At 66.3% G+C, this 25,132-nt stretch carries 30 protein-coding genes and 1 tRNA gene; 15 read left to right on the forward strand and 16 right to left on the reverse strand.

Going from position 1 to position 25,132, the window contains the following annotated elements:
- Window positions 1-88: 88 nt before the first annotated feature.
- Window positions 89-496, forward strand: coding sequence for an SgcJ/EcaC family oxidoreductase (locus tag ACQP06_RS30095; RefSeq protein WP_433668094.1), 408 nt, complete (start codon window positions 89-91; stop codon window positions 494-496).
- 45 nt (window positions 497-541) lie between these two features.
- Here the strand turns inward: ACQP06_RS30095 and ACQP06_RS30100 are convergent, their stop codons facing one another.
- Window positions 542-1,417 (reverse strand): NAD(P)-dependent oxidoreductase, encoded by an 876-nt coding sequence (locus ACQP06_RS30100; protein WP_433668096.1) that lies wholly within the window; start codon window positions 1,415-1,417, stop codon window positions 542-544.
- A gap of 113 nt (window positions 1,418-1,530) precedes the next feature.
- On the opposite strand from ACQP06_RS30100, the gene ACQP06_RS30105 reads away from it, so the two are divergent.
- From ACQP06_RS30105 to ACQP06_RS30120, 4 genes are all read left to right on the forward strand, one after another.
- Complete coding sequence (locus ACQP06_RS30105; RefSeq protein ID WP_433668098.1) at window positions 1,531-2,124, forward strand: CGNR zinc finger domain-containing protein; 594 nt, start codon at window positions 1,531-1,533, stop codon at window positions 2,122-2,124.
- A gap of 178 nt (window positions 2,125-2,302) precedes the next feature.
- On the forward strand, window positions 2,303-2,476 hold the full coding sequence (locus ACQP06_RS30110) for a CsbD family protein (protein ID WP_404204912.1): 174 nt from the start codon (window positions 2,303-2,305) through the stop codon (window positions 2,474-2,476).
- Between the two features lie 110 nt (window positions 2,477-2,586).
- Window positions 2,587-2,757 (forward strand): DUF5670 family protein, encoded by a 171-nt coding sequence (locus tag ACQP06_RS30115; RefSeq protein WP_433668100.1) that lies wholly within the window; start codon window positions 2,587-2,589, stop codon window positions 2,755-2,757.
- Window positions 2,758-2,824: 67 nt separating this feature from the next.
- Window positions 2,825-3,148 carry a GNAT family N-acetyltransferase gene (locus tag ACQP06_RS30120; protein ID WP_433668102.1) on the forward strand — a complete coding sequence of 108 codons (324 nt, stop codon included), beginning with the start codon at window positions 2,825-2,827 and terminating at the stop codon, window positions 3,146-3,148.
- A gap of 83 nt (window positions 3,149-3,231) precedes the next feature.
- On the opposite strand, the gene ACQP06_RS30125 is transcribed toward ACQP06_RS30120, so the two are convergent.
- Both ACQP06_RS30125 and ACQP06_RS30130 read right to left on the reverse strand, forming a co-directional pair.
- Window positions 3,232-3,624 (reverse strand): hypothetical protein, encoded by a 393-nt coding sequence (locus tag ACQP06_RS30125; RefSeq protein ID WP_433668103.1) that lies wholly within the window; start codon window positions 3,622-3,624, stop codon window positions 3,232-3,234.
- Window positions 3,625-3,772: 148 nt separating this feature from the next.
- Window positions 3,773-4,219 (reverse strand): MarR family winged helix-turn-helix transcriptional regulator, encoded by a 447-nt coding sequence (locus ACQP06_RS30130; protein ID WP_433668105.1) that lies wholly within the window; start codon window positions 4,217-4,219, stop codon window positions 3,773-3,775.
- Window positions 4,220-4,293: 74 nt separating this feature from the next.
- On the opposite strand from ACQP06_RS30130, the gene ACQP06_RS30135 reads away from it, so the two are divergent.
- Window positions 4,294-4,668: a cupin domain-containing protein gene (locus ACQP06_RS30135; RefSeq protein ID WP_433668107.1), complete on the forward strand. Its 375-nt coding sequence runs from the start codon at window positions 4,294-4,296 to the stop codon at window positions 4,666-4,668.
- A 288-nt stretch (window positions 4,669-4,956) separates the two neighbouring features.
- On the opposite strand, the gene ACQP06_RS30140 is transcribed toward ACQP06_RS30135, so the two are convergent.
- Window positions 4,957-6,576 carry an FAD-dependent oxidoreductase gene (locus tag ACQP06_RS30140; RefSeq protein WP_433668109.1) on the reverse strand — a complete coding sequence of 540 codons (1,620 nt, stop codon included), beginning with the start codon at window positions 6,574-6,576 and terminating at the stop codon, window positions 4,957-4,959.
- A gap of 193 nt (window positions 6,577-6,769) precedes the next feature.
- On the opposite strand from ACQP06_RS30140, the gene ACQP06_RS30145 reads away from it, so the two are divergent.
- Window positions 6,770-7,522 carry a Mut7-C RNAse domain-containing protein gene (locus tag ACQP06_RS30145; protein ID WP_433668111.1) on the forward strand — a complete coding sequence of 251 codons (753 nt, stop codon included), beginning with the start codon at window positions 6,770-6,772 and terminating at the stop codon, window positions 7,520-7,522.
- Window positions 7,523-7,961: 439 nt separating this feature from the next.
- Window positions 7,962-8,186 (forward strand): hypothetical protein, encoded by a 225-nt coding sequence (locus tag ACQP06_RS30150; RefSeq protein WP_433668113.1) that lies wholly within the window; start codon window positions 7,962-7,964, stop codon window positions 8,184-8,186.
- A gap of 281 nt (window positions 8,187-8,467) precedes the next feature.
- On the opposite strand, the gene ACQP06_RS30155 is transcribed toward ACQP06_RS30150, so the two are convergent.
- The 3 genes from ACQP06_RS30155 to ACQP06_RS30165 form a co-directional block, all read right to left on the reverse strand.
- The gene (locus ACQP06_RS30155) at window positions 8,468-8,797 is read right to left on the reverse strand and encodes an STAS domain-containing protein (RefSeq protein WP_433668115.1); all 330 of its coding nucleotides are present in this window, start codon (window positions 8,795-8,797) and stop codon (window positions 8,468-8,470) included.
- 377 nt (window positions 8,798-9,174) lie between these two features.
- On the reverse strand, window positions 9,175-10,254 hold the full coding sequence (gene ychF / locus ACQP06_RS30160; protein ID WP_433668116.1) for a redox-regulated ATPase YchF: 1,080 nt from the start codon (window positions 10,252-10,254) through the stop codon (window positions 9,175-9,177).
- Window positions 10,255-10,320: 66 nt separating this feature from the next.
- Window positions 10,321-10,950, reverse strand: coding sequence for a TIGR03086 family metal-binding protein (locus ACQP06_RS30165; RefSeq protein WP_433668118.1), 630 nt, complete (start codon window positions 10,948-10,950; stop codon window positions 10,321-10,323).
- Between the two features lie 101 nt (window positions 10,951-11,051).
- Here ACQP06_RS30165 and ACQP06_RS30170 point away from each other — a divergent pair, with 101 nt between their 5' ends.
- A complete protein-coding gene (locus ACQP06_RS30170) occupies window positions 11,052-12,020 on the forward strand; it encodes a helix-turn-helix transcriptional regulator (RefSeq protein WP_379471547.1) in 969 nt (322 codons plus the stop codon).
- Between the two features lie 140 nt (window positions 12,021-12,160).
- Window positions 12,161-12,505 carry a hypothetical protein gene (locus ACQP06_RS30175; RefSeq protein WP_379345297.1) on the forward strand — a complete coding sequence of 115 codons (345 nt, stop codon included), beginning with the start codon at window positions 12,161-12,163 and terminating at the stop codon, window positions 12,503-12,505.
- Window positions 12,506-12,518: 13 nt separating this feature from the next.
- Here ACQP06_RS30175 and ACQP06_RS30180 read toward each other — a convergent pair whose 3' ends face one another.
- Both ACQP06_RS30180 and ACQP06_RS30185 read right to left on the reverse strand, forming a co-directional pair.
- Window positions 12,519-13,313 (reverse strand): family 43 glycosylhydrolase, encoded by a 795-nt coding sequence (locus tag ACQP06_RS30180; RefSeq protein WP_433668120.1) that lies wholly within the window; start codon window positions 13,311-13,313, stop codon window positions 12,519-12,521.
- A 186-nt stretch (window positions 13,314-13,499) separates the two neighbouring features.
- A complete protein-coding gene (locus ACQP06_RS30185; RefSeq protein ID WP_433668122.1) occupies window positions 13,500-14,822 on the reverse strand; it encodes an MFS transporter in 1,323 nt (440 codons plus the stop codon).
- A 195-nt stretch (window positions 14,823-15,017) separates the two neighbouring features.
- Between ACQP06_RS30185 and ACQP06_RS30190 the strand changes: the two genes are divergently transcribed.
- The gene (locus ACQP06_RS30190) at window positions 15,018-15,509 is read left to right on the forward strand and encodes an HIT family protein (RefSeq protein ID WP_433668124.1); all 492 of its coding nucleotides are present in this window, start codon (window positions 15,018-15,020) and stop codon (window positions 15,507-15,509) included.
- On the opposite strand, the gene ACQP06_RS30195 is transcribed toward ACQP06_RS30190, so the two are convergent.
- Window positions 15,506-15,796: an ATP-grasp domain-containing protein gene (locus tag ACQP06_RS30195; protein ID WP_433668126.1), complete on the reverse strand. Its 291-nt coding sequence runs from the start codon at window positions 15,794-15,796 to the stop codon at window positions 15,506-15,508. The genes ACQP06_RS30190 and ACQP06_RS30195 overlap by 4 nt on opposite strands.
- A gap of 95 nt (window positions 15,797-15,891) precedes the next feature.
- Between ACQP06_RS30195 and ACQP06_RS30200 the strand changes: the two genes are divergently transcribed.
- Window positions 15,892-16,551, forward strand: a complete 660-nt coding sequence (locus tag ACQP06_RS30200; protein ID WP_433673471.1) for a DUF6304 family protein — start codon at window positions 15,892-15,894, stop codon at window positions 16,549-16,551.
- A gap of 20 nt (window positions 16,552-16,571) precedes the next feature.
- Here ACQP06_RS30200 and ACQP06_RS30205 read toward each other — a convergent pair.
- The 6 genes from ACQP06_RS30205 to ACQP06_RS30230 form a co-directional block, all read right to left on the reverse strand.
- Window positions 16,572-16,646: transfer RNA gene (locus ACQP06_RS30205), tRNA-Asp, on the reverse strand.
- Window positions 16,647-16,688: 42 nt separating this feature from the next.
- Complete coding sequence (locus ACQP06_RS30210) at window positions 16,689-17,105, reverse strand: PIN domain nuclease (RefSeq protein ID WP_433668127.1); 417 nt, start codon at window positions 17,103-17,105, stop codon at window positions 16,689-16,691.
- On the reverse strand, window positions 17,102-17,320 hold the full coding sequence (locus ACQP06_RS30215; RefSeq protein WP_357280055.1) for a type II toxin-antitoxin system VapB family antitoxin: 219 nt from the start codon (window positions 17,318-17,320) through the stop codon (window positions 17,102-17,104). Before ACQP06_RS30215 ends, ACQP06_RS30210 begins: the two co-directional genes overlap by 4 nt.
- 100 nt (window positions 17,321-17,420) lie before the next feature.
- A complete protein-coding gene (locus ACQP06_RS30220; RefSeq protein WP_433668129.1) occupies window positions 17,421-18,245 on the reverse strand; it encodes a carbohydrate ABC transporter permease in 825 nt (274 codons plus the stop codon).
- The gene (locus ACQP06_RS30225) at window positions 18,242-19,138 is read right to left on the reverse strand and encodes a carbohydrate ABC transporter permease (protein ID WP_433668131.1); all 897 of its coding nucleotides are present in this window, start codon (window positions 19,136-19,138) and stop codon (window positions 18,242-18,244) included. The genes ACQP06_RS30220 and ACQP06_RS30225 overlap by 4 nt, the downstream gene beginning before the upstream one ends.
- Window positions 19,135-20,490, reverse strand: a complete 1,356-nt coding sequence (locus tag ACQP06_RS30230) for an ABC transporter substrate-binding protein (RefSeq protein ID WP_433668133.1) — start codon at window positions 20,488-20,490, stop codon at window positions 19,135-19,137. The genes ACQP06_RS30225 and ACQP06_RS30230 overlap by 4 nt, the downstream gene beginning before the upstream one ends.
- Before the next feature lie 357 nt (window positions 20,491-20,847).
- On the opposite strand from ACQP06_RS30230, the gene ACQP06_RS30235 reads away from it, so the two are divergent.
- The 3 genes from ACQP06_RS30235 to ACQP06_RS30245 all read left to right on the forward strand — a co-directional run bounded on the left by ACQP06_RS30235 (window position 20,848) and on the right by ACQP06_RS30245 (window position 25,113).
- Window positions 20,848-23,163 carry a carbon starvation CstA family protein gene (locus ACQP06_RS30235; RefSeq protein WP_433668135.1) on the forward strand — a complete coding sequence of 772 codons (2,316 nt, stop codon included), beginning with the start codon at window positions 20,848-20,850 and terminating at the stop codon, window positions 23,161-23,163.
- A gap of 7 nt (window positions 23,164-23,170) precedes the next feature.
- On the forward strand, window positions 23,171-23,410 hold the full coding sequence (locus ACQP06_RS30240; protein ID WP_433668136.1) for a YbdD/YjiX family protein: 240 nt from the start codon (window positions 23,171-23,173) through the stop codon (window positions 23,408-23,410).
- A gap of 68 nt (window positions 23,411-23,478) precedes the next feature.
- The gene (locus ACQP06_RS30245; protein WP_433668138.1) at window positions 23,479-25,113 is read left to right on the forward strand and encodes a DNA-3-methyladenine glycosylase 2 family protein; all 1,635 of its coding nucleotides are present in this window, start codon (window positions 23,479-23,481) and stop codon (window positions 25,111-25,113) included.
- Window positions 25,114-25,132: the final 19 nt, after the last annotated feature.

Here is a 25,132-nt window from a genome sequence, read left to right on the forward strand (position 1 = left end):
GTCCCGGTAGTCATCACCGCACACTGTAACCGAACCAACGATCTTGGTCACTTGACCTCGAGTGGGGTTGGGGTTCGAAGATTGCTACATGACAACCACGGAGCTCGAGCAGACCGAAGACATCGCCGCCATCCACGCCGTCGTGGCCGCGGTGGCCAAGGCGCAGCGCGCCGAGGACGCCGACGCCTTCCTCGCCCTGTTCCACCCCGACGCCATCTGGACCACCGGCGGCGGCAAGTTCCTCAACGGCCTCACCGAGATCTCCGAGTTCACCCGCGCCGTCCTTCCCGGCGCCACCAAGGACGGCTACGCCACCTACGAGCCGTTCTTCATCCGCTTCATCCGCCCCGACGTGGCCGCGGTCAAGGTCCGCCAGCAGTACTTCAACCACGCCGACGAACTCCAGGCGGAGGGCTCGCCGCTGTACGGCATGACCAAGGAGGACGGCCGCTGGCTCCTCACCTTCTGCCAGAACACCCCGGTCGCCGACCACTGACACCCGGCGACACGATTGAGCCCTGCCCGGATCACCGGGCGGAGCTCAATCAGCCTGTGCGCGTGGCTGTTGCTCCGCGATGACCGCCCAGTCGTCCGCCCCACGACCCTCGGCGATGGCCTGATCGAACACATCCCGCAGCAGTTGACCGATCGGGAGCGGAATGTCGTGGTCCGTCGCCGCCTGCAGCGCGAGGTGGAGATCCTTGCGGCCGAGCACCGTGGTGAATCCCGCTGGCTGGTAACGCCGTTCGGCGATCATCGACCCGTAGCCGGCGTACACGGGCCCGGGGAAGAGGGTCGACGTCAGCAGTTCGACGAACCGCCCGGAGTCGACACCGGCGCCTTCCGCGAGGCTGACGGCCTCGCCCAGCGACTGGATCGTGCAGGCGATCAGGTAGTTCCCGAGAATCTTCACGATATTGGCCTGCTCCGGACGGTCGCCGAGTCGCCAGGTCCGCGAGCCGATCACATCGAAGAACGGCTGCACGCGATCGATCAGCGCGCTCTCGCCGGCCGCGAGAATGTTGAGCGCTCCGGCTTCGGCGACCGGAACCCGGCCGAAAACCGGTGCCGCGACGTACCCGACACCGTGCTCGGCATGCGCCGCGCCCGCCTGGCGAGCCAGACCTGTGCTGACTGTTGCGAGGTTGACGTGAACGGTCCCACCCGGGGTTCCGGCGAGGACACCGGAGTCGATGAAGGTCTCGGCGACAGCCTGGTCGTCGGACAGGACCGAGAACACCACCGGCATCCGCATCGCCTCCGCGACGGAAGCGGCCCGGCGGGCGCCCGCTGCCACAAGTTCATCCACAGGCCGATCGGATCGGTTCCACACCACGACGTCGTGGCCGGCTTTCACGAGGTTGTGCGCGATGGCGCTTCCCATAGCTCCCAGACCTATGACCGCGATGCCGCTCATGAGTACCCCTTTCCGTGAACCGCCCAAGACGGTTCAACAATGCCATGGGGTTACCATCATGTCGAACCAGCCAAGACGGTTCGAGGTACTGCTGTGGATCTATGGAGGCTGGAATGACCGACGACATTCGGCAGGCTTTCCGAATGGACAACGAGGTCCTGGCATTCCGGTTCACAGCCACCGTCAGCGATCGCGTCGGCTCGGTGCCGCACGAGCGGCTGGACGCCCCCGCACGACTCGAATCATGGCTGCGGGCAGCGGAGTTCGACGTCGCAGCGGTGTCGACGACCGATCTGCGGGATGCCGTCGAACTACGCGAAGCGATCTATCGGATCGGGTCGGCGATCGCCGCGGGTGAACCGCCGGATTCCGGAGATGTCCACACCCTCAACGCATTCGCCGCGGCCGGACACGCGAAAGCCACGCTGGAACACGGCGAACACGCAACCTGGCGCTTGACGAAGACGGCCCCGGTCCGCGACGCCCTCGGGGTCCTGGCCACCAACGCCATCCACACCCTCGGAGGCCCCGACCGCGGCCGCGTCAAGAACTGCGAAGGCCCCGGCTGCGCCGGACTCTTCCTCGACACGAGCCGCGGATCCAACCGACGCTGGTGCTCCATGAACACCTGCGGCAACAAGGTAAAGAAGTCACGCCTCGCCGCGAACCGACCCGACAAAGCCGCGGTCAGGCGCCCGAGCAGGTAGTGCTACAAACCATCGAAACAGCGCTGCACATCGTTCAGCACGAACTGGAGAAACTCGGCGAATCCGACGGTGGCGCTGGTTAACTCGATTGATGCGTTTGACCGAGCTCCGCCCGGGTAGGTCGAGAGCGGGTTGCGCTCGCCGCAGCCCATCCGCCGAAGCGAGAAAGGAGATGCTCATGAGCGCCACCGACAAGGCCAAGAACAAATCCGAAGAACTCCGCGGTAAGGCCAAGGAGAAGTTCGGTGCGGCCACGAACGACCCCGAGCGTGAGCAAGAAGGCAAGATCGACCAGGTGAAATCCGACCTGAAGTCGGCGGGAGAGAAGGTCAAAGACGCCTTCAAGCACTGACCTGGTACCGCGACCGTTCAGAGGGACGATCACTCGCAATGCCGTACGACAGCATGCTTGTTAGCGAAGTGATCATTCGGGTAAGCGGTGGTCAGAGGAGGTGCAAAGACATGGTTGCGCTACTGCTCGTGCTGCTGCTCGTCCTGGTTCTGTTCGGAGCGGGTTTCGCACTGAAAGCCTTGTGGTGGGTCGCGGTCGTGGTGCTGGTGCTGTGGATCCTCGGATTCTTCTTCGCCAGTTCCGACGCGGCCGGGACCCGAAAACGTTGGTACCGCTGGTGAATCAGCAGTATGGCCGGGGTTCGTGTGCCCGGCCGAAACAGTCAGAACGTGGCGCGATAATTCACCGGTGTTCGATACCGCCGACTTTTCGATCAAGCCCACCTTGATCGGCTCGAAAGTGATCCTGCGGCCGTTCGTTTCCGATGACCTCGACGCCATCGTGGCGGCGCTGCGCGATCCCGACGTCCGCCGGCTCACCGGCACCGTCCACGACGAGACCGCCGAAACGACGCCGCAGGATCCGGCCGAACGACAGCGCCTCAGCGACTGGTACGCCACCCGCGCAACCCAGACCGACCGCCTGGACCTGGCCATCGTCGACCTCGCCACCGGCCATTGCGTCGGCTACAAGGTCAAGAAGTCACGTCTCGCCGCGAGCCGACCCGACTAAGGCCGCGCTCGGCGAAGTCGACAACTATCACCGTGCTCCCCGCGCCGCAGCCGAAACACCACGGGTTGGGTGCACAGGAGTGGTTATCGCGGGTCTGGGGTTGTACCGGTCCCGTCGGCCAAACCACCGCCGTCGGCTGGGAAGCCGCCGTCGTTGCCACCCCACCCGGGGCCATCGGGCCAGCCGCTGCCCCCGCTGACGCCACCCGCGTCATAACCCGCCCCGCCGTAACCACCGCTGGGATCGGCGGGCTGGTCGTTGTGGTGATGGCGGTGATGGTGGTGGTTCTGGTTGGACAGCATCGAATAGAGCATCCATTGCTCGATGCCCGATGATTCGGTGCGTCCCGCACTCCACGCTTCGTTTTCCGGAGTGCTTTCACGCGCTCGACGGCGCCGGGATTCGGAATTCATGGCCAGGATCGCGATGAGCCCCACTATGGCCAGACCAATGAAGAACACGATCGCCATATGCATTCAACCAGGATGACCTGTGCAAACGTGGACAGGAAACCCACACGCCGGGTCCTCCGCAATCCATCTGGTGTCCGCAGCGCGGGCGCCAGTCGTCACATGCGGCTGACGCGGCCGGCAGCGGACCTCTCTCGGGGACGCCGCGCCGAGGTCACAGTGGGCGGAAGGTCTTGGCTCGCCCGAGATCCAGCGCTTCGTTCATGATGTCGCCGAGCACGGCGCGGGCGGTGGCCACCTGTTCGGCGCCGATGCGTCCGGCGAGCCGGCGCTCGTAGTCGGCGTGGAACTCGCGGACGACGCGAAGCATGTCGTCCCCTCTCGGGGCGAGGTGGAGCCGTTTGGCACGCTTGTCGATCGGGTCGGGTCGGCGCTCCACATACCCGTGCCGGACCATCTCGTCGACGACCTTGGCCGCGCCCTGGGCGGTGATGCCGAGCTGTTCGCCCAGTTGACTTGCGGTGCAGGGGGATTCGGCGAGCGCGCGCAGGACGTACCCGTAGGAAGCGCCGAGGATCACATGACCGTGCTCGCCGAGGTGGGCGTGCAGCTGCTGCACGAACGACTGATAGGCCTGGCCCAGTAGTACGCCGAAATCCATGTGTTGACGCTCCTTTCGCAAGGCAATATATTCAACCGTAGTTGAACACCTTGGTTGAACATCTAGGAGCCATCATGCCACTCATCAAATCCGCCGACGCCCCCACCTTCGAAGCCCCTCTCATGACCGCGACCGGCCTGGCCTCACCCAGTCGCGGATCCGAGGAGAACAGCGTCTGGCGCTTCACCATGCACCCCGGCAACCCCGGTCACGCGCACGCCGTGTCCCGCGAGGAGATCTTCGTCGCGCTCGCCGGAGCCGCCCGCGTCGAGATGGACGGCCGGACATGCGATTTCCGCGCTGGCGACGCCCTGGTGATCCCGGCGAACACCGTTTTCAAGGTCTCCGTCCCCGGCGACGAGCCCTTCGAGGCCGTGGCCATCCTCCCCGTCGGCGCCTATGCCCAGGCCCCCGGCGGTGACCGCGTCAGCCCGCCCTGGGCCCGCTGACCAGAGCGGGTCAGGCGAAGGCGCTGCCGTGCCGCCCTGCTGGCTCCAGTGAGCTCGAGTGCGCGCTCATGCCGATGGCCGAGCGGCTTGTCGCCCGGAAAGTCTGTTCAGCCACTGGTGGGCCAGCGTTGCTCGATTGCTGGACGAGCCATAGTCCAGACCGTCTCGAATTCCTCGGGCGGCATGTGGTCGAGGACATCGACCTCGACGTCCCGGATCGGCCAGGAATGGTTCTTCGATTACCCAGCGTGCACAGAGATCGCCCGCTGGCGGGCCGGGCGCTGAAACCTACATCGCCACAACGCCTTCGGCGGCCATTACCTCTGCGGCGGCACGTTCCCCCGACCGCACCGCACCGTCGATCCAGCCGCACATGATCGCCGAGCTCTCAGTCCCGGCCCAGTGGATCCGCCCGCAGGGGGTGCGTAGCGCGTGACCGAACTCGGTGAGCACACCCGGTGGCGCATGACTGATCATTCCGCCGCCGGAGTAGCGCTCGACCGTCCAGTTCTGCTCGTGGTAGCTGACCGGGGACGAGGCCTTCGCCCCGAACCGGTCGACCAGTTCGTTGATCACCACCGCTTTGCGTTCCGCCGGATCGAGTAGCCCGAGCTTGCGAGCCGCGGGACCTTCGGTGATCACGCACATGATGCCGGGAGTGCCGGTGTCCGTGCAGGCGTCGATGGTCAGAGTGGCCGGGCTGCCGGGCGCGGCCGACTGTCCGCACAGGCCGTCAGCGCGCCAGAACGCGGTGTCGTAGACGACCGAGATCTTGTAGACGGCACCACTGGGCATTCGCCGGTGCAGGAAGGCGCGGTCGACGGGAAGCATTGGCTCGTAGGCGATTTGCGTGGCGACGGCCAACGGCACGGCGACGATCGCGTGCCGAGCGCGGACGGTGAGCCGCTCGGAACGGACGCTGACGCCGTCCTCGTCCTGCGCAATGAGATCCACCGGACTCGAAAGATGCAGCACGTCACCGAGTTCGGCGGCCATCGGCCCATAGATCGCACCCATACCGCCGTGCACCCTGGCGTCCTGGGCGCCGTCCTTGTTGGAGATGACGAACACCGGCCCGCCGCCCGAGCCCATCTGGTGCAGCGCCCACAACAACGACACCTCCGAGGCGGCCGAGGTGTAAATGCCGGCGAACGCCATGTCGAGCATCTCACGCGCCGGATGGGAATGAATATTTCGACTCAGCCACTCCCCCAGGGAGATTCGATCCCACTCGCTGGCCTTCTCGGCCTCCCACGGAGCGTCGAACGGGATCGACTTGCACATCTGCCCGACCTCGAACAGGCCGGCTCCGAGGTTGGCGATCGCCCACGGGCTCATCGCCCAGGGAATGGTGCCGGAGTAACGGTGCTTCTTGCCGTCGACGATCATCATCGCGTCGCCGTCGACATACTCCTTGTATTCGGTCACGCCGAATTCAGCCATCAGGGCCTTGATACGGTCCTGCCCGGGGCCGACCCACGCGCCGCCGCGATCAATCCAGGTCCCGTCGGGCAGGAACTCGGTGAAGGTGCGACCTCCGACCCGGTCACGCGCCTCCAGCAGAGCGACCGAGCGGCCGGCCTGCTTCAGCCGCAGCGCGGCGGTCAATCCCGCAAAACCCGCACCCACAACACAAAAATCGACATCGGCTGCCATGAGTCGCTCCTTCGTCCGGAAGTTCCGCACTCGAGCTACTTGTTCTTCGACGGGGACGCTACTCCGCTTCGGAACTCGACCACCACGCCGTCGAATATCTGCCACGTCAAACACCCTGCTCACCCCTCGGCTCGCGTTCCGGACCCGAATAACCTCTGCACGCGCCGCCGAACCCCAACCACGGTCGGCCCACGCTCCGGAGACACCGCACAGCTGCGGCTGGCTCCAGCGGGCTCGAGTGCACGCCCACACCGATGAGCGGATGTCCGTTGCCTACCTCAACGTTCAGTGGCGCCGACTGCTCTGCGGTCCGCCAAGGGGGGAGAGCGGACCGTTCTCGGTCAGCGCATCCGGGGAGATGCTGACCCGCACCGGGCATACGCGGGATTGCTCAAACCGGAGATTGCTCTGGGCACGCTGGGTGCTCCCGCCGGACAATGGTCCTATGACCGCCAGTGTCGAACTGCGTGCGTATGCCGAGCTGAACGACTTCTTGCCCCCGGGAGTGCGGTACGCCGCGCAGCTGCGGCCGGTCCGGCCGCACCAGACCGTGAAGGACGTCGTCGAGGCTGCGGGTATTCCGCACACCGAGGTCGACCTGATGCTGGTGAACGGTGAGTCCGTCGACTTCGGCCGCCGTGTGCAGCCGGGCGATCGGGTTGTGGTCTACCCGATGTTCGAGACGCTCGACATCGGGCCGCTGACCCGGGTGCGTCCTTGTCCGCTGCGCGATCCGCGCTTCATCGTCGATGTCAACCTCGGCGGGCTCGCACGGCTGATGCGGCTGATGGGACTCGACGTGCGCGGGGACTGGGAAGCCGACGACGCAGAACTGGCGAAAACAGCCGCGGCCGAGCATCGAATCCTGCTCACCCGAGACCACGGACTTCTCGAGCGCCGCACCGTGACTCACGGCGTATTCGTCCGGTCGGACCACCCGCTCCAGCAGATGGTGGACCTCGTCCGCCGACTCGACCTGGCGGATCGGCTGGTGCCGTTCAGTCGCTGCCTGCGCTGTGGCGGCGCTGTCACCGGTGTGGCCAAGCAGGACATCATCGAGAGACTCGAACCACTCACCCGCCGCTACTATGACACCTTCCGGCAGTGCTCGGATTGCGGCCGAATCTATTGGGAGGGTTCACATCAGCAACGTCTGGACGCCCTGGTGGCCCGGATCCGCGCGGCCATCTCGTCGTGATACGGCGACGGCGCTCCGCAGCACCGTGACGGCGGTCGGCCTTCTCGCAGAGGGCATTCACCGAAATCCATTCACCAGCTCCGCGCGCAGGGCATGAGCTGCATTCGTATGCACGGAAAGCCGACGATCGGCCAACCGCTGGACAAGGGCCAGGTTATCCATCGGGGCCACAGGTACCAGAGCTTGGAAGCGGCTGGCCGCTCGGTCGCAAGATCAAACCGAACCATCTGGCGCACTTCAGACAACACGTACCGTAATGCCGCATACGGGGCGACGCGGACCGGCCGAGCCGCGGTCTGCTGAACGCACCCTCATGCCGAGTTGAGGGTGCGTTCAGGTACTGCCGTTAATCCGGACACCCGCGTACGCTTATGCGCTGGATCGATGACGAACGAAGGCGTAGCTGTTCGGCGGTACCCAACCGGCATAGGAGACGGATATGGACCAGCAGCAGTTCATTGCCACCCGGCGGGAGTTCGACGAGATCGATGCAGATCATGACGGTTTCATCACCTTCGATGACGCGCTCGTGTGGGGTATGGCCCAGGACCCGGAAGTGCGGGACATCGTTGGGCGCCGCATCAACGGGGACCGCATCTGGGCGGAGGGGCAAGTCTCCTTCGATGAGTTCCTGAACTACAAGGAGCTGACCAACGGCTCATAGGTATGGCGAGTCGCGGAATCGCCCGGTCGCCCGATGGGCGCTGAACAAGGTTCCGATTGATGACCCATTTCGGTCGGCGAGGCGCGGTCGGCGCTACTGTTATCGCAGGTCAGTGGGACAACTACCTCCGTTTCGCTGACCTGCCATGTGCGGCTCCCAATGGCCGCGATCCGCACCATGGTGCACAGTGCCGCCAGGGTTGCCCTGACGGCACTGTCGCGTGACCACCCCGCACGAGCCAGTGGTCACACTCGGGCGATGGGGTGCGGGCCGGGATTCGGCTACTCGCAGATGTCGAACGCTTCGGCCAGGCCGACGACTTCGAGTATGCGGGTGACGCAGTGGGCGCCCTCGACGCACAATTCGCACTGGCGGCGGTGGGCGAAGTCGAGGGCCTCGATCATGGCGCAGATGCCGGCCACGCCGAAGAATGTCACCGCGGTCATGTCGATGACGGTTGTTCCTCCGATGGAGAGGCTGTCGAACACCGCCTTGCGGAACATCGGGGCGGTCCGGATGTCGATCTCGCCACGGATGGTGCAGACATGGATGTCGTCAACGGTGGTCGTGATCGAGGTGGTCAGCAGAGCAGAGTCGGGCTGGTGAGTCATCACCATCACCTGGATTCGGGGCGCGATGGCTGAACGCCGTTCGCGGTCAGCGCCCTAGTGCAGCCGCGAGAGACCAGGCTAGTTTTTGAACCCTGAGTGCACAGTACCCCGCACCCACCGGCCGAGCCTTGTGCCAAGGCGGCGAATCGGCGACAGTTCGCGGGGGACCGGGTCGGCCGTGGTCTGGGGGTGACCTTGAACGCCCGGGCCGCCGCACCGAGCACGGCTGGCGAGCGCGCTGAAAGGCCGTATACCGCGCTGACGGAACCGGCCACCATAGACAGCCGAGACACAGCTGAGCCCCGCCCGAAACCGGGCGGGGCTCAATGAGTCTGTGCGCGTGGCGGTTTGCCTCCGGACCGCCCGTCCGAGGGGGACTAAACGTTGAAGCGGAATTCGACGACGTCGCCGTCGGCCATGACATAGTCCTTGCCTTCGATGCGGACCTTGCCCGCGGCCTTGGCCGCTGCCATGGAACCCGCGTCGACGAGGTCGTTGAAGGCGACGATTTCGGCCTTGATAAAGCCGCGTTCGAAGTCGGTGTGGATGACGCCTGCCGCCTTGGGTGCGGTATCGCCCTGGTGGATGGTCCAGGCCCGGGATTCCTTGGGGCCTGCGGTCAGGTAGGTCTGGAGGCCGAGGGTGTGGAAGCCGGCGCGGGCCAGGGCGTGCAGGCCGGGCTCGGACTGGCCGATGGACTCGAGGAGTTCGAGGGCGGACTCGTCGTCGAGTTCGATGAGTTCGGACTCGATCTTGGCGTCGAGGAAGACGGCGTCGGCGGGGGCGACGGCGGCCTTGAGTTCGGCTTTCTTCGCCTCGTCGGTCAGGACCGATTCGTCGGCGTTGAAGACGTAGAGGAACGGCTTGATGGTGAGCAGGGAGAGTTCCTTGAGGAGCTCCACATCCAGCTCTTTCTGCGCGGCGAACAACGTGCGGCCGCCATCCAGGATTTCCTGCGCCTGCTTGGCGGCATCGGCGACCGGCTTGCGGTCCTTCTTGATGCGGGCTTCCTTGTCGAGGCGCACGACCGCCTTCTCCAAGGTCTGCATATCGGCGAGGATCAGCTCGGTTTCGATGACCTCGATATCGGCGAAGGGATCGACCTTGCCGTCGACGTGCACCACGTCGTCGTCGGCGAACACACGCACGACCTGGCAGATGGCATCGGCCTCACGGATATTGGCCAGGAACTTGTTGCCCAGGCCCTCACCCACGGACGCGCCCTTGACGATGCCCGCGATATCGACGAACGTCACGACGGCGGGGAGCTGGCGCTCGGACCCGAAGATCTCGGCGAGCGTGGCCAGCCTCGGATCGGGCAGCGGGACGACGCCGGTATTCGGCTCGATGGTGGCGAACGGGTAGTTCGCTGCCAATACGTCGTTGCGGGTCAGCGCATTGAACAGCGTCGACTTTCCGACGTTGGGCAGGCCGACGATTCCGAGGGTGAGACTCACGAGAGTGGGAGTCTACCCGGCGCCCCGGACCGGGCGGTCACCCCAGGTCCGGGGCTGCCACGCCGGTCAGGCGCGCGGGGTGCGACCGAGGTAGGCGAGCAGTTCGGCGACGACGGGGGTATCGGTCGCGGGGGCGTCGGTGACGACGGGGGCGAAGACGCCGTAGTCGCGCAGCGGCTCGATGAGGCCGCGCGAGGCGGTGAGCAGGTGGGCGGCCAGTTCGTCGGTGAGGGGCGAGGGCTGGCCGGTGCCGATGGCGATGTCCCAGGCGTGGACGGCGGCGTCCAGGGCGCACATGACGGCGGCGACCGGGGTGGGGAGTTCGCCGTGCGGGAGCGGGGTGGGAACGGTCTCGGTGCCGTCGGCGACGGTGCCCCAGGCGGTCGCGGTGGGTTCGATTGCGGCGGAAACCAATTCGGCCGCGCCGCCGTCGATGCTGCCGGACGGCTCGAAGGGGTTGTAGGCGGGGCCGTCGCCGATGCCGAGGAACTTGGCGTAGGCCAGCTGGTCGCCCGCGGCGTGCTGCACCACCTGGGTGACGGTCCACTCCGAGCAGGGCGTGGGGTTGTCCCACTGTTCGGGGCCGACTCCGGCGACGGCGTCGGCGAGGGCCCGGTGGGAGGCGGCGAGCACGTCGCGCCAGACCGGGGCGAGGGTGGCGGCGGGCGAGTTACCGGTCTGCGGGGTGACGTTCATTGTTCTTGCCTCTCAGGTCGTTTCGATCCGTTGAGATAAAGGTATGACCCGATTAGGCTGAATTCCTTCCTAATAAGTTCGGTCGAGCGAAGGGACTTCGTGTGACCTCCCCCACAACCCGCCTGCTTCGCCTGCTGACCCTCCTCCAGGAGGGCGCCCATACCGGCCGCGACCTGGCCGAACGCATGGACGTCACCGACCGCACCCTGCGACAGGACATCGCCCGGCTGCGCGATCTCGGCTACCCCGTGCACGCCGCCCGCGGGCCGATCGGCGGCTATCGACTCGGGCAAGGTGCCACCATGCCTCCGCTGCTGCTCGACGACGACGAGGCCGTCGCGGTGGCCGTCGCCATGAACGTGGCGGCCGACGGCAGCACGGGCATCACCGATATCCAGGCCAATCTCGAACGCGCCCAATCGAAGCTGGACCGCATCCTGCCGAAACGCCTGCAACGCAAGGTCACCGCCCTGCGCACCGTCACCGACATCGGCCCGGCCGTCACCGGTTCCCGCGAACCGGACGCACCCGTACCCGCCGAAACCCTCGCCACCTTGGCGACCGCGATCCGCGGCACCACCACCCTCCACGTCGACGGCTCGGAATTGGAGCCTTACCGGCTGATCAGCTGGCAACGCCGCTGGTACCTGGTCGCCTACAGCCTCGCCATTCACGCCTGGCAGGCGCTCCCCGTCGCGTCGATGTCCGAGATCCGGCCGGGTACACGACATTTCGCCGCACGAGCACTCCCCGAGTCCGATCTCGTCGCCTTCGTGCTGCGCGAAATAGCCTCCACCGGTTGGCAGGTACACGCCCGCGTCACGGTGCTGGCGCCCGCCGAGACCGTCATCGCCCGCATCAACCCGACGGTCGGCGTGGTGGAGCCGCTCGACGACTCCTCCTGCCTGCTGCTGACCGGAGCCGACCGGCTGGAAACGGTCGCCATCTACCTCAGCATGCTGATGATGGACTTCCGCGTTACCGAACCGCCCGAACTCGTCGCCCACCTGCGCACCCTCGCCCGCCGGTACGCGGAAGCAACCACCGTCGACGCGTCGGAGAAGTCATAGGGGCCCGACATCGCGGCCACGCGAGAATTCCCGAACCGTATCGGCTGCCGTATCGGTCGTTGCGAAGTAGCCGGATGTGGCCGTGCCCTCGACTGGGCTAGCGTGCTGTGGTTCTATCCATACTTCCAGCAAGGCAATTCGTGAATATTCATGCCCTTCGTTCGGCCGTCGTCGGCGCTGTCGGCGCCGCCGGAATCGCAGCCGCGTGCCTGGCCCCGGCGGCCGCCCACGCCGATGAGACGAGCTTCCTGATCGAGGCGAAGCGGCTCGGCCTGCTCGCCCAGGACGCGAACATGACGTCGCCGGGCGGTCCGGAGAGCAGCGAGTACAACGCCATGCGACTGGGCTGGTACATCTGCGCCGCGTACAAGGGCGGCTACTCCGACGCGACCATTCGCGAAAGAGTGAACCGTGTCTTCCCACCCGATGTCTCCAAGCAGTGGATCACCCTCGCGATCCAGGAAATCTGCCCCGAATACCTCTGATCGGTTCTCGGACTTACCTGGCGACCACCGACTCGGACAGCACCGTGAAATGACGGACCGTTCCGGACAGTTCCGGCAGTTCGCCGGGCGCTGTCCAGGTGCGGAAACCGTCGAAACTATCGCTGTAGAAGTACTTTCCCTCGGTGTACGCGTCGAAGTAGATCCGATGGCCGCCGCTCGGCAGTGCGACCACACACTGTCCTTCCCGGGGCGCGCCCCATCCGGCCCAGTCGCCGAGGCCGATGAACCGGTACGGCCCGAGCGGATGCGGGGCGATCGCGAGCTCGATGAACTTGGTCGATTCGTTCTTGGCGAACGCGTAGTAGCTCCCGTTGTTCGCCACGATGGTGGTGTCGATGAAGCCGAGGTGCCCGGGCTGCTGCGGGCCGATTCCGATCAGCGGAATCGGCGGGCTCCAGATCGGGCGAGCCGGGTCGTTCGCGATCATCAGGTAGGGGGTGAACCCGTGGCCCTGCGAGATGGAGACGAGTACGCCGACGAAGCCGGACATATGGGTGAACCACTTTGGCGCCCAGGCGGCTTCGGCCTTCGGCACCGGCACTGGGTAGTCGGACATATGGGTCCAGTTGATCCGGTCGGTGCTGCGCGCGAATCCGATCGTATGACCGTCCCCGGCCGTGGTGTAGGTGATGTAGTACGACCCATCGGTATGTCTCAGCAGACTGGGGTCTCGAACCAGCCCGGCCGGGGGCCGATAGGCGTTCGCACCGAGTAGCTCGAAGTTGGTCGCGTCCTGGGATTCGTAGACGTACAGCTCGGAGTCACTGCTGTTGGTGAACGCGGTCATCGTGTACCGGGTCCCCGCTGCCGCCCGTGCTACCGCCGGCCGCGCCCCGACCCCGGCTCCGAGCGAGAACAAGGCGATCGAAGCCAGTACGGATCGACGATTCCAGCGGATCATGTCCATCCACTGGATTATTCAAGGCCTGATTGCCGACACGTAGCCGCCGCGCCGCGAAATTCGCGATCGCGGTCACCTTTCCATCGCGGGTACGAGCTCGGTTTCGGGTATCTCGGTGCCGTGCAGCGAGGTTCCGGCGGTTTCGCGGAGGAAAGCGCAGGCGACCAGTCCGACAAGAGAAGCCGCGACCATATAGCCCGCCGGGAACAGCGACCAACCGGTGTGTTCGATGACGGCCTCGTTCACCAGCGGCGCGGTACCGCCGAACAGCGCCGTGGACACGTTGTAGCCCAAGGCGAATCCGGCATACCGGACGTGAGTCGGGAAGATCGCCGGAAACGTGGAGCTGATCGTCGACAGCTGCGGCACATACAGCAGTCCGAGCACCACGAATCCGATGACAGCCCAGACGGTTCCGCGCCCCATCAGCCAATACATCGGTATGGCGGCGACGGCGAGCCCCACCAGCGAGACCAGCCACATCGGACGCCGGCCGACCCGGTCCGAGAGCCGGCCGAAGAACGGCAGCGACACCATCATCACCAGCTGGCCGATCAACATCATGGCGGTGGTGGTGGATTCACCCAGGCCGATGGTCCGCTGCAGGTAGGTGGGCTGGTACGTGAGCAGTGTGTAGTTCACTACGTTGAGGGCCACGACCAGGCCGATCAAAGTGAGTAGTTCACGCCGGTAGGTGGTGAGCACCACGCGCAGCCCACCCGGCGGGGTCTCCTCCTCGGACAGCTCGGTGAACACCGGCGACTCGTCCAGCCTGCCGCGCAGGTACCAGCCGGTCAGGCCCAGCGGCACGGCCAGCAGGAAGGGGATACGCCAGCCGCCCGCGTACATGGCGTCCGAGCCGAGGGCCAGCTGACAGGCCAGCACGACCGCCGAACCGCCGACGAATCCCGCGAGGGTGCCGAATTCGAGGAAGCTGCCCAGGAATCCGCGGCGGCGATCCTCCGCGCATTCCGCAAGATATGTTGCGGCGCCACCGTATTCGCCGCCCGTGGAGAAGCCCTGCACGACGCGCAGCAAAATCAGCAGAATCGGCGCGAACACCCCGGCCACGGCATGAGTCGGCAGCAGACCGATAGCCCCGGTAGCCGCCGACATGATCAGGATCGTGGTCGCCAGCACCGCTTTCCGCCCGATCCGATCCCCCAGCGGCCCCCACACCATGCCGCCCAGCGGCCGCAGCAGGAACGAGACCGCGAACCCCAGCATGGTCCCGAGCGTCCCCAGCGAACCCGGGAAGAAAGCGGACGTGAGATACCCGGCCGTGGCCGCATACACCCCGTAGTCGAACCACTCGGTGGCATTGCCCATGGCACTCGCGGCAACCGACCTCCGCAACGGAAGCCCGGCGTTGCTCGATTCCGTCTTCTCTCGCATGTAACAAACCGATACCCACGCTAAGCGTCCACAAACCGCGATGACCTCGAACTCACTTTCGCCGACCATCGCCACCAGCGCCTAAACCCGAACGTGATCGTTCCCATAACACCGATCGATTTCGTCAACCGCGAGCGCCGATTCCACTCTCGAGGAATGATTTCGACAGACGATTCGTCCTTGCTCGGAGGGGAAATGAGCGACGAAATCAGCGACGCGCCTATCGACTACCGCACGGATTCGCTCGGCGCGGCCCGCCAGGGCACCAACCCGACAGTCCTCACACGCATGCGAACCGGCTGGGCGGTAATCGGTTCCACCCAACACCTCCCCGGCTACTGCCTGCTGATCTACGACGGCCAGGCCGATCAACTCACCGAACTCCCCCGCACTGACCGCCTGGCCTTCATGCACGACCTGATCATTCTCGGCGAGGCAGTCGAAACAGCATGCCGCGCAGCCGACCCCGACTTCTGGCGCATCAACTACGAAGTCCTCGGCAACAGCTGGCACCACCTCCATGCCCATGTCCACGCCCGCTACCGCTGGGAACCGGACAACTTCCGCACCGGCCCGGTCCACCTCTACGGTTCAGCCCGCGACACCCCCGAACACCTCCTCGGCCCGCAGCACGACCCGCTACGACAGGCCATCGCGGCGGCATTGAAGGACCTCGTCGCCATCTAGAACCCGTCACTCGCCGACGCGTCTCCGGGCCGTGCTGAAGCGAGTAGCTCGCTCCATCGGCGCATGATCAGCTCCGTATAGCGGTCGGCGGTGATGGCGTACGCGCCCAGGGCGTAGCCGTCATTGGCCTCGACCAGTGCGGTTTCACCGGTGGACAGAACGCCGAAGTCGATGCCATATGCGCTGGGGGCGGTGCCCGAGCGGTGCTTCAGCCCTTGTTCCAGCAGCGTCTCCTTGGGCCGCATCGGGCCCTTCCCTGAGTACTGGAGAAACGCGGTGGCGAACATCAGCCAATCCTGCCCTACCGGACTGCCGGGATTCGTGTGCGAAAGCGAGCGGCATCCAGACGTGCAGCAGGACAATTGGTTTCGTGGAGGATCGAATGCGGGCGTGGTCGTTTCCTGGCAGTTATGAGGATGGGCGGGGGCGGGTGGCGATCAAGTGGCGGATCGAACCGTACGAGGTGGCGGGGTGGGCGGGTGGGTATGAGATTTCGACGGTGGTTCGGGGGATACCACTCAGCGGGGGTGACTTGGACTGCATCGAGCCGGATCCACCGGATCCCAGAGCGCGAGAGGCGCTGTCGCTCGATGATCGGTTCGACGCACTCACACGATGCAGGCTCACCGGCGAGTTGCCATGCACTGTCGTGGTCTCGGGGGTTCGGCGCGCGGAGGTCGTCCGGTTCACGTTGGATCTCACGCCGGATACACAACGCGACAAGCTGCGTCTCAGCTTGACGCTGAATGGCGCAACGTACGAAACCGATTGCCATGCTTTTGAAACCGGGCTACAGGAACTGATCGCGGCGTTGCCGGAGGGCACATCGCTGGTGTGCTGCTACACCTGCCTTTATGCCGATTACTCGCCGGTGAGCGGCCCGATCATGGGCATGCGCTGCTACCGCGAGGCCAAGGAGCAGTACCTGGCCGTCAGGACCGAACCCGACATCTGGAATGTCCCGGCGACCGAGGCAGTCCCCGAAACGTACCTATGTTCGCAGTACCGGGTCCGCATTCCCGGCACCGGTTACCGCGGATAGCCGCCGCGACGACTACTGGGTGGGCATGGAGGCGGGGATCGAACCCGCGACCTTCACACTGACAGTGAGACCTCTACCAACTGAGCTACTCCATGCCCACGTTCACACTATCGGTGGCGTCAATCCAATTTGTGCTGCTAACGCGGGGGGTCGGCGACGAAAACGACCGGCTGACGCGTGACGCGCGAGATGGTTGCGAAATCGTGGTCGTCACAGAGGATTGTGAGCCGGTGATGCTCCGCGGTGGCGGCGATCAGCAGGTCGACGGGGCCGGCCGACCGATGTGTCCCCTGCTCGGTCATCAGCTGCTGAACGGCTTCCGCGCGTTCGTACACCTTGTCCGGCATGGCAACCCACCCGAACAGGTCCCGCAGCAGTCGCTGCTTCTCCAGCCTGTCCGCCAAGGACCTTGCCGAATACAGGAATTCGAGTTCGACGACAGGGCAGGTTGCGATGACACCCGCCGTCAGCTGATCCATCCACGACTGACGGAGCTTGTCCTGCAGGATTCGAAAGAGACCCGACGTGTCGATGAGATAGAGGGCTGGAGTCACTTCCGGTAGGCCGCCTTGTTGTCGAGGAACTCATCGAAGTCGCCGCGATCGGCCATCTCGCCGAGCCGAGCGAGCGCACGGACCCGTACCAGCCGCTGTCCCACTTCGCGAAGCGCGGCGTTGACCGTGTCCTTCTTGGTCTTCGTGCCTAGCACCTCGGCTGCGATCGCGAGAGCCTCTTCATCGATCTCGATCGGAGTCTTCGAGCCGGCCATTGCGCAACCTCCAGATATCCAGGAACTCCATGTCGGATACCCAAGGTTACCAACCGCCGCGACCAGGGACAATGATGCACTCCGACATGGGTCGGACGGGCTAGCGGCCGCCGAGGCCGGAGAGGGCTATGCCTCGGACGAAGGCTCGTTGGGCCAGGGCGTAGATGAGGAGGAGGGGGAGGAGGATGACGGTGGCGGCGGCCATGAGGAGGGGCCAGTTGGTGGAGTATTGGCCTTGGAGGCGGACGAGGCCGAGGGTGGCGGTGGCGTAGTCGTTGCGTTGGATCATGATCAGGGGCCAGAGGAAGTCGTTCCAGACCGTGATCCAGGTGAGGACCGCGAGGACCATGACGGCGGGTTTGGTGTGCGGGAGGAGGACTCGCCAGTAGGTCTGCCAGGGGGTGCAGCCGTCGAGGGTGGCGGCCTCCTCCAGTTCTACTGGGAGGGTTCGGAAGAACTGGCGCATGAGGTAGGTGCCGAAGGCGCTGCCGAAGAGGCCGGGGACGATCATGGACCAGGGGGTGTCCATCCAGCCGAAGGCGCGCATCAGCAGGAATTGCGGGATGACGGTGACGGTCAGCGGGACCATGAGGGTGGCCAGGTAGCCGAGGAAGAGGGCCTCGCGACCGGGGAACTCCAGGCGCGCGAAGGCGTAACCGGCCAGGGAGCAGAAGAAGACTTGGCCGATGGTCACGCAGGCCGCGTAGACGACCGTGTTCAGCAGCATGTGGCCCAGAGGGATGGAGGCGAAAGCCTCTCGGTAGTTGGACCATTGGGGATGGGACGGCAGCGGGGCGGCGTCGGTCAGTTCGCCGTCGGACTTCAGGGAGGCCGAGATGGACCAGAGGATCGGGGTGAGGGCGCACCAGGCCACGGCGATCAAGGCCAGGTAGGTGAGGACGGCGGACGTCAGGCGGCGTTTCATCGGTCCACCTCGGCGCGACGGGACAACCACTGCTGAATGAGGGTGAAGGCCAGCAGGATCGCGAAGATGATCCACGCCAGGGCCGAGGCGTAGCCGACTTCGTAGAAGCGGAAGGCGTTCTGGAACAACATGATTCCCAGAACATAGGTGCCGGTCTCGGGGCCGCCGTTGCTGCCGGTCAGCGCGTACGCCTGGTCGAAGGCCTGGACGGAGTTGATGACCGTGATGACGAGGACGAAGGACAGCGCGCCTCGGATCAGCGGAATCGTGATGGAGACGAACCGCCGGAAGCCACCGGCGCCGTCGATCTTCGCTGCCTCGTAGAGGTTTTCGGGGACGCCCTGCATGGCGGCCAGCAGAATCACCGTCGCGAAGGGCACCGACTTCCACACCGTGACCAGGCTCAACGACACCATGGCCCAGTGCGGGTCGGTCAACCACGGGATCGGACCCACGCCGACCCAGCCCAGCAGGATATTGGCGAGTCCGTCATCACTGGCGAAGATGAAGCGGAAGACCACCGCCATCGCCACGGTCGACGCCACCAACGGCAGGAACGCGATGGTGCGGAAGACCCCGATGCCCCGCAACTTCCGATTCAGCAGCGCGGCCACGGCAAGGCTGATCACCACCGTCGGCACCAGGGTCAGCACCGTGAACACCGCCGTATTCCGCAGCGCGATATAGAACAGCGGATCCTCGGAGAACAACCGCCGGTAATTCGTCACCCCCACGAACCGCGGCGGACTGAACAGATCCCACGAGTGAAAACTCAGATACAGCGAGAACCCCAGCGGGAACAGCATGAACACCAGGATCGCCGCCACATTCGGCGCCACGAACAGCTTCCCGGCCCGCGCCCGCCGCCGATCCAGCTCCGATCCCCGTCTCATACCGCCGCCCGCAACAACTGGTCGATATCGGAAGACGTCTGCCCGCCCAGCGATTCCGCCGACGCCGCACCCCGCAACACGCGGTTGCAGCCCCGCTCGAGCAGCGCTTCCACCTTGCCCCACAAGGGCGTCACCGCCAGCGGACGAGAATTCTCCGGCCCCTCGGTGAAGACCTCCAGATTCCGCACCCCCGGATGCGCCGCCGCGAACCCCGCCGACCGCATGGCCGACCGCAATACCGGCACGAACAGTCCCGATTCGGCGATGATGGCCTGCCCTTCCGGCCCGGTCGCGAATTTCACGAACTCCCACGCCTGTTCCCGCCGCGGGCTGCTCGCGGCGATGGCCAGCCCGGTGCTGCCGATATCGGTGATCGCCCCCGGTCCCCCGTGCGGCCCGACCGGCAACACCGTCACATCGAAGTCCAACCCGTCCCGGTCGGTGAACTCCGAGTACAGCCAGTGCCCGCCCATGAGCATGGCGGCCTTCCCGCTGCGGAACAGGTCCTGCGCCGAAACGGACTGCCGGTCACCGACACTGGGCGCGACCCGATGCCGCACCGCGAGATCGGCATAGAACTGGAGCCCTGCCGCGAACTGAGGATCCCCCAGATTCGTGTGGTCCGGCCGCACCGGCGGGCTGAACCATTCGGTGCCGTTGTTCATTCCGAAGCAGGCTGCCGAGAAGTACGGCACCCACGCGTCCACGAAACCCCATTGGCGAGTGCGCCCGTCGGGGTCCCGGTGGGTGAGCGTCCGCGCCGCGGCCAGAAACTCGTCGAAGTTCCACGCCTCCGACCAGCGCACCGGCGGCTGGATCCCGGCCTCGGCGAACAGCTTCCGGTTGTAGTAGAGGAACACCCCCGACCATTGCTCCGGTAGCGCGTACTGCCCGCCGCCCCACACGAACGTGTCACGCAGCGTGGCGTACCCGTCCGCCCGCAGCCGCGCCGCGTAATCCGGTTCCCGATCCAGGAATTCACGCAGGTCGGCCAGCACCCCGCGATCCGCGAGCCCCGCGTACAGCAGTTCCCACGCCATCAGCACGTCCGGGCATTTGCCGCCCGCGCAGTAGGTGAGCATCTGCTGCAACGGATCCGGCCCGGACATGATGGTGCGAATCCGGATATCGGGTCGCCGCCGCTGGAATTCGTCGATGATCCGCAGCCGTGTCCGCGCTTCCTCGGGTCGCGCCTGGAAGAAGAAGGTGACCGCGTCGTCGTCCCCGCCCGCGCAGCCGCCGGCGGCGAGCAGCGCACCGGCCGCGGCCGAGCGCAGCAGGGTCCGCCGGTCGAAACCGCCGCGCGCACCGCCGATCTCCCGCGCGCCGGACGGGCGGAGGTGCTGCGGCATCGCGTCTCCTCTGGTCGCGGACGATCGCGGCGGGGTCATGACTCGGGCGACGGGGCGGCCGGAAGGATATATCCGTGAACTAAACGAACTAATGCCACCACCGTGACGTAGATCTCGAACCAGCATGGCAGCATACGGGGAGCTACCCGCGACACGTCGAAAACACGCGAACTCGCGGGCATGGCACCGGATCGCAACACCCCGCCGAGCCCGGTACAGCGTCCCCCGGGCCAACCGTACCCGGCGGTACGACCTGCAGGTGAACGGCTGGTCAAAGCCGGTTCAGAGGCATGTCGGTTGGGCTACGTTGTGACCATTTGAATCAGTGACCGTTGTACCGCACGGGAGAGTTGGCGCATGGCGACCATCGAGTACCTCCGGACGGATCCCGACCTGCCACCGGTGGGCGTCGTGGACCGGACACCCATGACAACGGCGAAGAAGGGCATCTTCCTCGCCATCGCCGTCGTCGGCGCGATCGCCTGGGCCATCCTCGCGTTCATGCGCGGCGAGAACGTGAACGCGGTGTGGATCGTCATCGCGGCCCTGTGCACGTACGTGCTCGCCTACCAGTTCTACGCGCGGCTCATCGAATACAAGATCACCAAGCCGCGTGACGATATCGCCACTCCCGCCGAGGAGATGGAGAACGGCAAGGACTACATGCCGATGGACCGGCGGGTCCTCTTCGGCCACCACTTCGCCGCCATCGCCGGCGCGGGCCCGCTGGTCGGTCCGGTGCTCGCCGCCCAGATGGGCTACCTACCCGGCACCATCTGGATCATCGTCGGCGTGGTGCTGGCCGGTGCGGTGCAGGACTATTTGGTCCTGTGGGCGTCGGTGAAACGCCGCGGCCGCTCGCTGGGCCAGATGGCGCGCGACGAACTCGGTGTGGTCGGCGGCGTGGCGGCCATCGTCGCCGTGCTCGTCATCATGATGATCCTGCTCGCCGTGCTCGGCATCGTCGTCGTGAATGCCCTTGCGGCGACCGAGAACAAGACCACCCACGTCCTCGAGGGCGGCAGCCCGTGGGGTGTGTTCTCCATCGCCATGACCATCCCGATCGCGCTGTTCATGGGCTTGTACCTGCGCTACCTGCGGCCCGGCAAGGTCGGCGAGGTGTCGATCATCGGTTTCGCGGCGCTGATGCTGGCCATCATCTCCGGCAACTGGGTCGCCGGATCCGGTTGGGGCCGTGACCTGTTCACGCTGTCGGGCACCACCATCTCCTGGATGCTGATCATCTACGGCTTCGTCGCCTCGGTGCTGCCGGTGTGGATGCTGCTCGCCCCGCGCGACTACCTGTCGACCTTCATGAAGATCGGCACCATCGGCCTGCTCGCCCTCGGCGTGCTCGCCACCATGCCGGTGCTGAAGGCCCCCGCGGTCTCCCAGTTCGCGAGCAACTCCAACGGACCGTCCTTCGCGGGCAGCCTGTTCCCGTTCCTGTTCATCACCATCGCGTGCGGCGCGCTGTCGGGCTTCCACTCGCTGGTGTCCTCGGGCACCACGCCCAAACTGCTGGAGAAGCAGTCGCAGGCGCGGATGATCGGCTACGGCGGCATGCTCATGGAGTCGTTCGTCGCGGTCATGGCCATCATCGCGGCGTCGATCCTGGACCAGCACCTGTACTTCGCGATCAACACCCCCAATATGACCTCCGCGCAGGCGGCCGCCGACAGCGTCAACAAGCTCGGCCTGAGCGGCAACCCGATCGACGCGCAGTACCTGAACGACGTGGCGGCGGGCACGGGCGAGTCCCGGGTCTACTCCCGCACCGGTGGCGCGCCCACCCTCGCCATCGGCATGACCGAGATCATGCACAAGTTCATCGGCGGCAACAGCCTCAAGGCGTTCTGGTACCACTTCGCCATCATGTTCGAGGCGCTGTTCATCCTCACCACCATCGACGCGGGCACCCGTGTCGCGCGGTTCATGCTCTCGGACTCGCTGGGTAACCTGGGCGGCGCCGCCAAGAAGTTCCGCGACCCGTCGTGGTGGCCGGGCGTGTTCATCTGCTCCGGACTCGTGGTGGCCGCGTGGGGTTCGGTGCTGCTGATGGGTGTCACCGACCCGCTGGGCGGCATCAACACGCTGTACCCGCTGTTCGGCATCTCCAACCAGCTGCTCGCGGCCATCGCGCTGACCGTCGTGCTGGTGATCGTGGTGAAGAAGGGCCTGCTGAAATGGGCCTGGATCCCGGCGGTTCCGCTGGTCTGGGACCTGATCGTCACCATGACGGCCTCGTTCCAGAAGATCTTCTCCGGTGACCCGAAGATCGGCTACTGGACGCTGCACTACAACACCATCGACAAGCAGAACGCCTACATCGCGGCCCGCGACACCGGTCAGCTGCCGAAGGGCATCAAGGATGTCGACGCGCTGAACACGCAGATCAGCAATATGGACAAGATCATCCGCAATACCTTCATCCAGGGCACGCTGTCGATCGTTTTCGCGGTGATGGTGCTGATCGTGGCGCTGGTCGGCGTCTGGGTCTGCGTGAAGGCCATCCGCGCGGGCGGCAGCTCGACCACCGAGACCGAGGAAGTGCCGTCGAAGCTGTTCGGCCCCAAGGGGTTCATCGCCAGCAAGGCGGAACGGGAGGTCCAGCAGGAGTGGGACGCCCTGATCGCCGAGGGCAAGGTCGTCGCACCCGGCGCGAGGCATTGACGCGCCGATGACCACCCCCGACGCCCCGTCCACCGCAAGTCCACTGCGGCGGGCGGGGCTCGCCCTCATCCGGGCCGTGAAAGCCGTTGCCTGGTGGTTCAACTCGATCCTGGGCGGCAACGATTACGCCCGCTACGTGCAGCATCAGCGCCTGCACCACCCCGGCTGCGCGATTCCCAGCGAACGGGACTACTGGCGCGACCGGCACGCCGCCGCGGACAGGAATCCGGCAAACCGCTGCTGCTGAGCCCGGGTGGCGGTTTTCCGCCCACCCTGATGGCCGATTCCCGCTAGCGCGGGGACGCTCGGGCTGCCATGGTGGTATGCGTGAGTGCGAACGACTTGGACTTCGAGCGTTGCTACCGCGCCGTGGCCACCCGGGACTCCCGGTTCGACGGTCACTTCGTGACCGCGGTACGCACCACCGGAATCTATTGCCGCCCTTCCTGTCCGGCCATCACCCCCAAACGGGCCAACGTCACCTTCCTGCCGACCGCGGCCGCCGCCCAGCAGGGCGGATTCCGGGCCTGCCGCCGCTGCCTGCCCGACGCCGCGCCCGGGTCACCGCTGTGGAACACCCGCGCCGACCTGGCCTCCCGGGCCATGCGGCTGATCGGCGACGGCGTCATCGAACGCGGCGGCGTCCCGGCCCTCGCCAACGCCCTCGGCTACTCGCAACGCCAGCTCACCCGGGTGCTCACCGGCGAACTCGGCGCGGGCCCACTGGCTTTGGCGCGCGCCCACCGCGCCCACACCGCGCGACTGCTCATCCAGACCACCCGGCTGCCCATGTCCGACATCGCGTTCGCGGCCGGATTCGCCAGCATCCGGCAGTTCAACGACACCGTGCGCGAGGTCTTCGCGGTCAGCCCCACCGCGCTGCGCGAGGAATCCCGGCGCCGCAACGGCGACACCCTGCCCGCCACCAACGGGCTGCTCACCCTGCGGCTGCCCTACCGGGAACCGCTGGACCGGTCGTGGCTGGAATGGTTCCTGGCGGCGCACGCGGTGCCCGGGCTGGAGCTGTACGAGAGCGGGGTGTACACGCGCAGCCTGCGAACGCCGCACGGTCACACCACCATTCGGCTGTCGATTCAGCCGGGGCATGTGCGGGCGGCGTTGTCGTTGCAGGACATGCGGGATCTCGCGCCGACCGTGGCGCGCATCCGGCACTTCCTCGACCTCGACGCGGATCCGGTCGGTATCGACGAGGCGTTGACGGCGGGCATGGCGGGGATGCCGCTGCGTGTGGGCCTACCCTGCGAGGTACCAGGGGCGGATCCGACCGCGCAGCGCTCCAACGGTGCCGCTGCCGTGTCGCCTGCGAACGGTGTCGTGCCGCGCTCGAACGGCGATGGCCGGGCGAACGGCATCGTGCTGCCCGCGGGCATCCGGGTGCCCGGCTGCCTGGACGGTCCGGAGCTGTTGCTGCGCACCATGATCGGGCAGCAGATCTCGGTGGCGGCCGCCAATACCCACACCGCGCGACTGGTGCAGCAGCTCGGCGAGCCCATCGACGGGCCCATCCCGCACCTGTTCCCCACCGCCGAGGCCATCGCCGAACACGGCTCCGAGGTGCTCACCGGGCCCGGGCGGCGGATCGAGGCCATCGTCGGCGCGGCCAAGGCCCTCGCCTCCGGGGACCTCGTGCTGCACTCCGGCCGCACCGCCGCCGAACTCCGCCGCGACCTGCTCGCCCTCGACGGCGTCGGGCCGTGGACCGCCGACTACGTGACGATGCGCCTGCTCGCCGACCCCGACGTGCTGCTGCCGTCCGACCTGGTGGTGCGGCGCGGGGCCGCGCTACTCGGCGTGGATCTCACCGCGACGGCCCGCTGGTCGCCGTGGCGCTCCTACCTGACCATGCACCTGTGGAAGCACGCCCTGGCCAACCCCGAGCCGCGGGCCTCCGCGAAAATCGAACCGCTCGGCCGGCGCGCTGCCCAGTGAGCACGCCACCGACTCCCAC

This window comes from Nocardia sp. CA-136227, assembly GCF_050955695.1.
Classification (GTDB): Bacteria; Actinomycetota; Actinomycetes; order Mycobacteriales; family Mycobacteriaceae; genus Nocardia.

What these genes read in the sequence shown, in the direction of transcription:
- ACQP06_RS30105 (WP_433668098.1), top strand. Translation starts at nt 1,531, where the DNA reads ATGACCGACGACATTCGGCAGGCTTTCCGAATGGACAACGAGGTCCTG.
- ACQP06_RS30235 (WP_433668135.1), top strand. Translation starts at nt 20,848, where the DNA reads ATGGCGACCATCGAGTACCTCCGGACGGATCCCGACCTGCCACCGGTG.
- ACQP06_RS30195 (WP_433668126.1), bottom strand. Translation starts at nt 15,796, where the DNA reads ATGTTCGCCACCGCGTTTCTCCAGTACTCAGGGAAGGGCCCGATGCGG.
- ACQP06_RS30130 (WP_433668105.1), bottom strand. Translation starts at nt 4,219, where the DNA reads ATGGATTTCGGCGTACTACTGGGCCAGGCCTATCAGTCGTTCGTGCAG.
- ACQP06_RS30180 (WP_433668120.1), bottom strand. Translation starts at nt 13,313, where the DNA reads ATGACCGCGTTCACCAACAGCAGTGACTCCGAGCTGTACGTCTACGAA.
- ACQP06_RS30150 (WP_433668113.1), top strand. Translation starts at nt 7,962, where the DNA reads ATGGACCAGCAGCAGTTCATTGCCACCCGGCGGGAGTTCGACGAGATC.
- ACQP06_RS30155 (WP_433668115.1), bottom strand. Translation starts at nt 8,797, where the DNA reads ATGACTCACCAGCCCGACTCTGCTCTGCTGACCACCTCGATCACGACC.
- ACQP06_RS30100 (WP_433668096.1), bottom strand. Translation starts at nt 1,417, where the DNA reads ATGAGCGGCATCGCGGTCATAGGTCTGGGAGCTATGGGAAGCGCCATC.
- ACQP06_RS30145 (WP_433668111.1), top strand. Translation starts at nt 6,770, where the DNA reads ATGACCGCCAGTGTCGAACTGCGTGCGTATGCCGAGCTGAACGACTTC.
- ACQP06_RS30125 (WP_433668103.1), bottom strand. Translation starts at nt 3,624, where the DNA reads ATGCATATGGCGATCGTGTTCTTCATTGGTCTGGCCATAGTGGGGCTC.
- ACQP06_RS30165 (WP_433668118.1), bottom strand. Translation starts at nt 10,950, where the DNA reads ATGAACGTCACCCCGCAGACCGGTAACTCGCCCGCCGCCACCCTCGCC.
- ACQP06_RS30185 (WP_433668122.1), bottom strand. Translation starts at nt 14,822, where the DNA reads ATGCGAGAGAAGACGGAATCGAGCAACGCCGGGCTTCCGTTGCGGAGG.
- ACQP06_RS30095 (WP_433668094.1), top strand. Translation starts at nt 89, where the DNA reads ATGACAACCACGGAGCTCGAGCAGACCGAAGACATCGCCGCCATCCAC.
- ACQP06_RS30115 (WP_433668100.1), top strand. Translation starts at nt 2,587, where the DNA reads ATGGTTGCGCTACTGCTCGTGCTGCTGCTCGTCCTGGTTCTGTTCGGA.
- ACQP06_RS30200 (WP_433673471.1), top strand. Translation starts at nt 15,892, where the DNA reads ATGCGGGCGTGGTCGTTTCCTGGCAGTTATGAGGATGGGCGGGGGCGG.
- ACQP06_RS30245 (WP_433668138.1), top strand. Translation starts at nt 23,479, where the DNA reads ATGGTGGTATGCGTGAGTGCGAACGACTTGGACTTCGAGCGTTGCTAC.
- ACQP06_RS30220 (WP_433668129.1), bottom strand. Translation starts at nt 18,245, where the DNA reads ATGAAACGCCGCCTGACGTCCGCCGTCCTCACCTACCTGGCCTTGATC.
- ACQP06_RS30230 (WP_433668133.1), bottom strand. Translation starts at nt 20,490, where the DNA reads ATGCCGCAGCACCTCCGCCCGTCCGGCGCGCGGGAGATCGGCGGTGCG.
- ACQP06_RS30190 (WP_433668124.1), top strand. Translation starts at nt 15,018, where the DNA reads ATGAGCGACGAAATCAGCGACGCGCCTATCGACTACCGCACGGATTCG.
- ACQP06_RS30240 (WP_433668136.1), top strand. Translation starts at nt 23,171, where the DNA reads ATGACCACCCCCGACGCCCCGTCCACCGCAAGTCCACTGCGGCGGGCG.
- ACQP06_RS30225 (WP_433668131.1), bottom strand. Translation starts at nt 19,138, where the DNA reads ATGAGACGGGGATCGGAGCTGGATCGGCGGCGGGCGCGGGCCGGGAAG.
- ACQP06_RS30215 (WP_357280055.1), bottom strand. Translation starts at nt 17,320, where the DNA reads ATGGCCGGCTCGAAGACTCCGATCGAGATCGATGAAGAGGCTCTCGCG.
- ACQP06_RS30110 (WP_404204912.1), top strand. Translation starts at nt 2,303, where the DNA reads ATGAGCGCCACCGACAAGGCCAAGAACAAATCCGAAGAACTCCGCGGT.
- ACQP06_RS30135 (WP_433668107.1), top strand. Translation starts at nt 4,294, where the DNA reads ATGCCACTCATCAAATCCGCCGACGCCCCCACCTTCGAAGCCCCTCTC.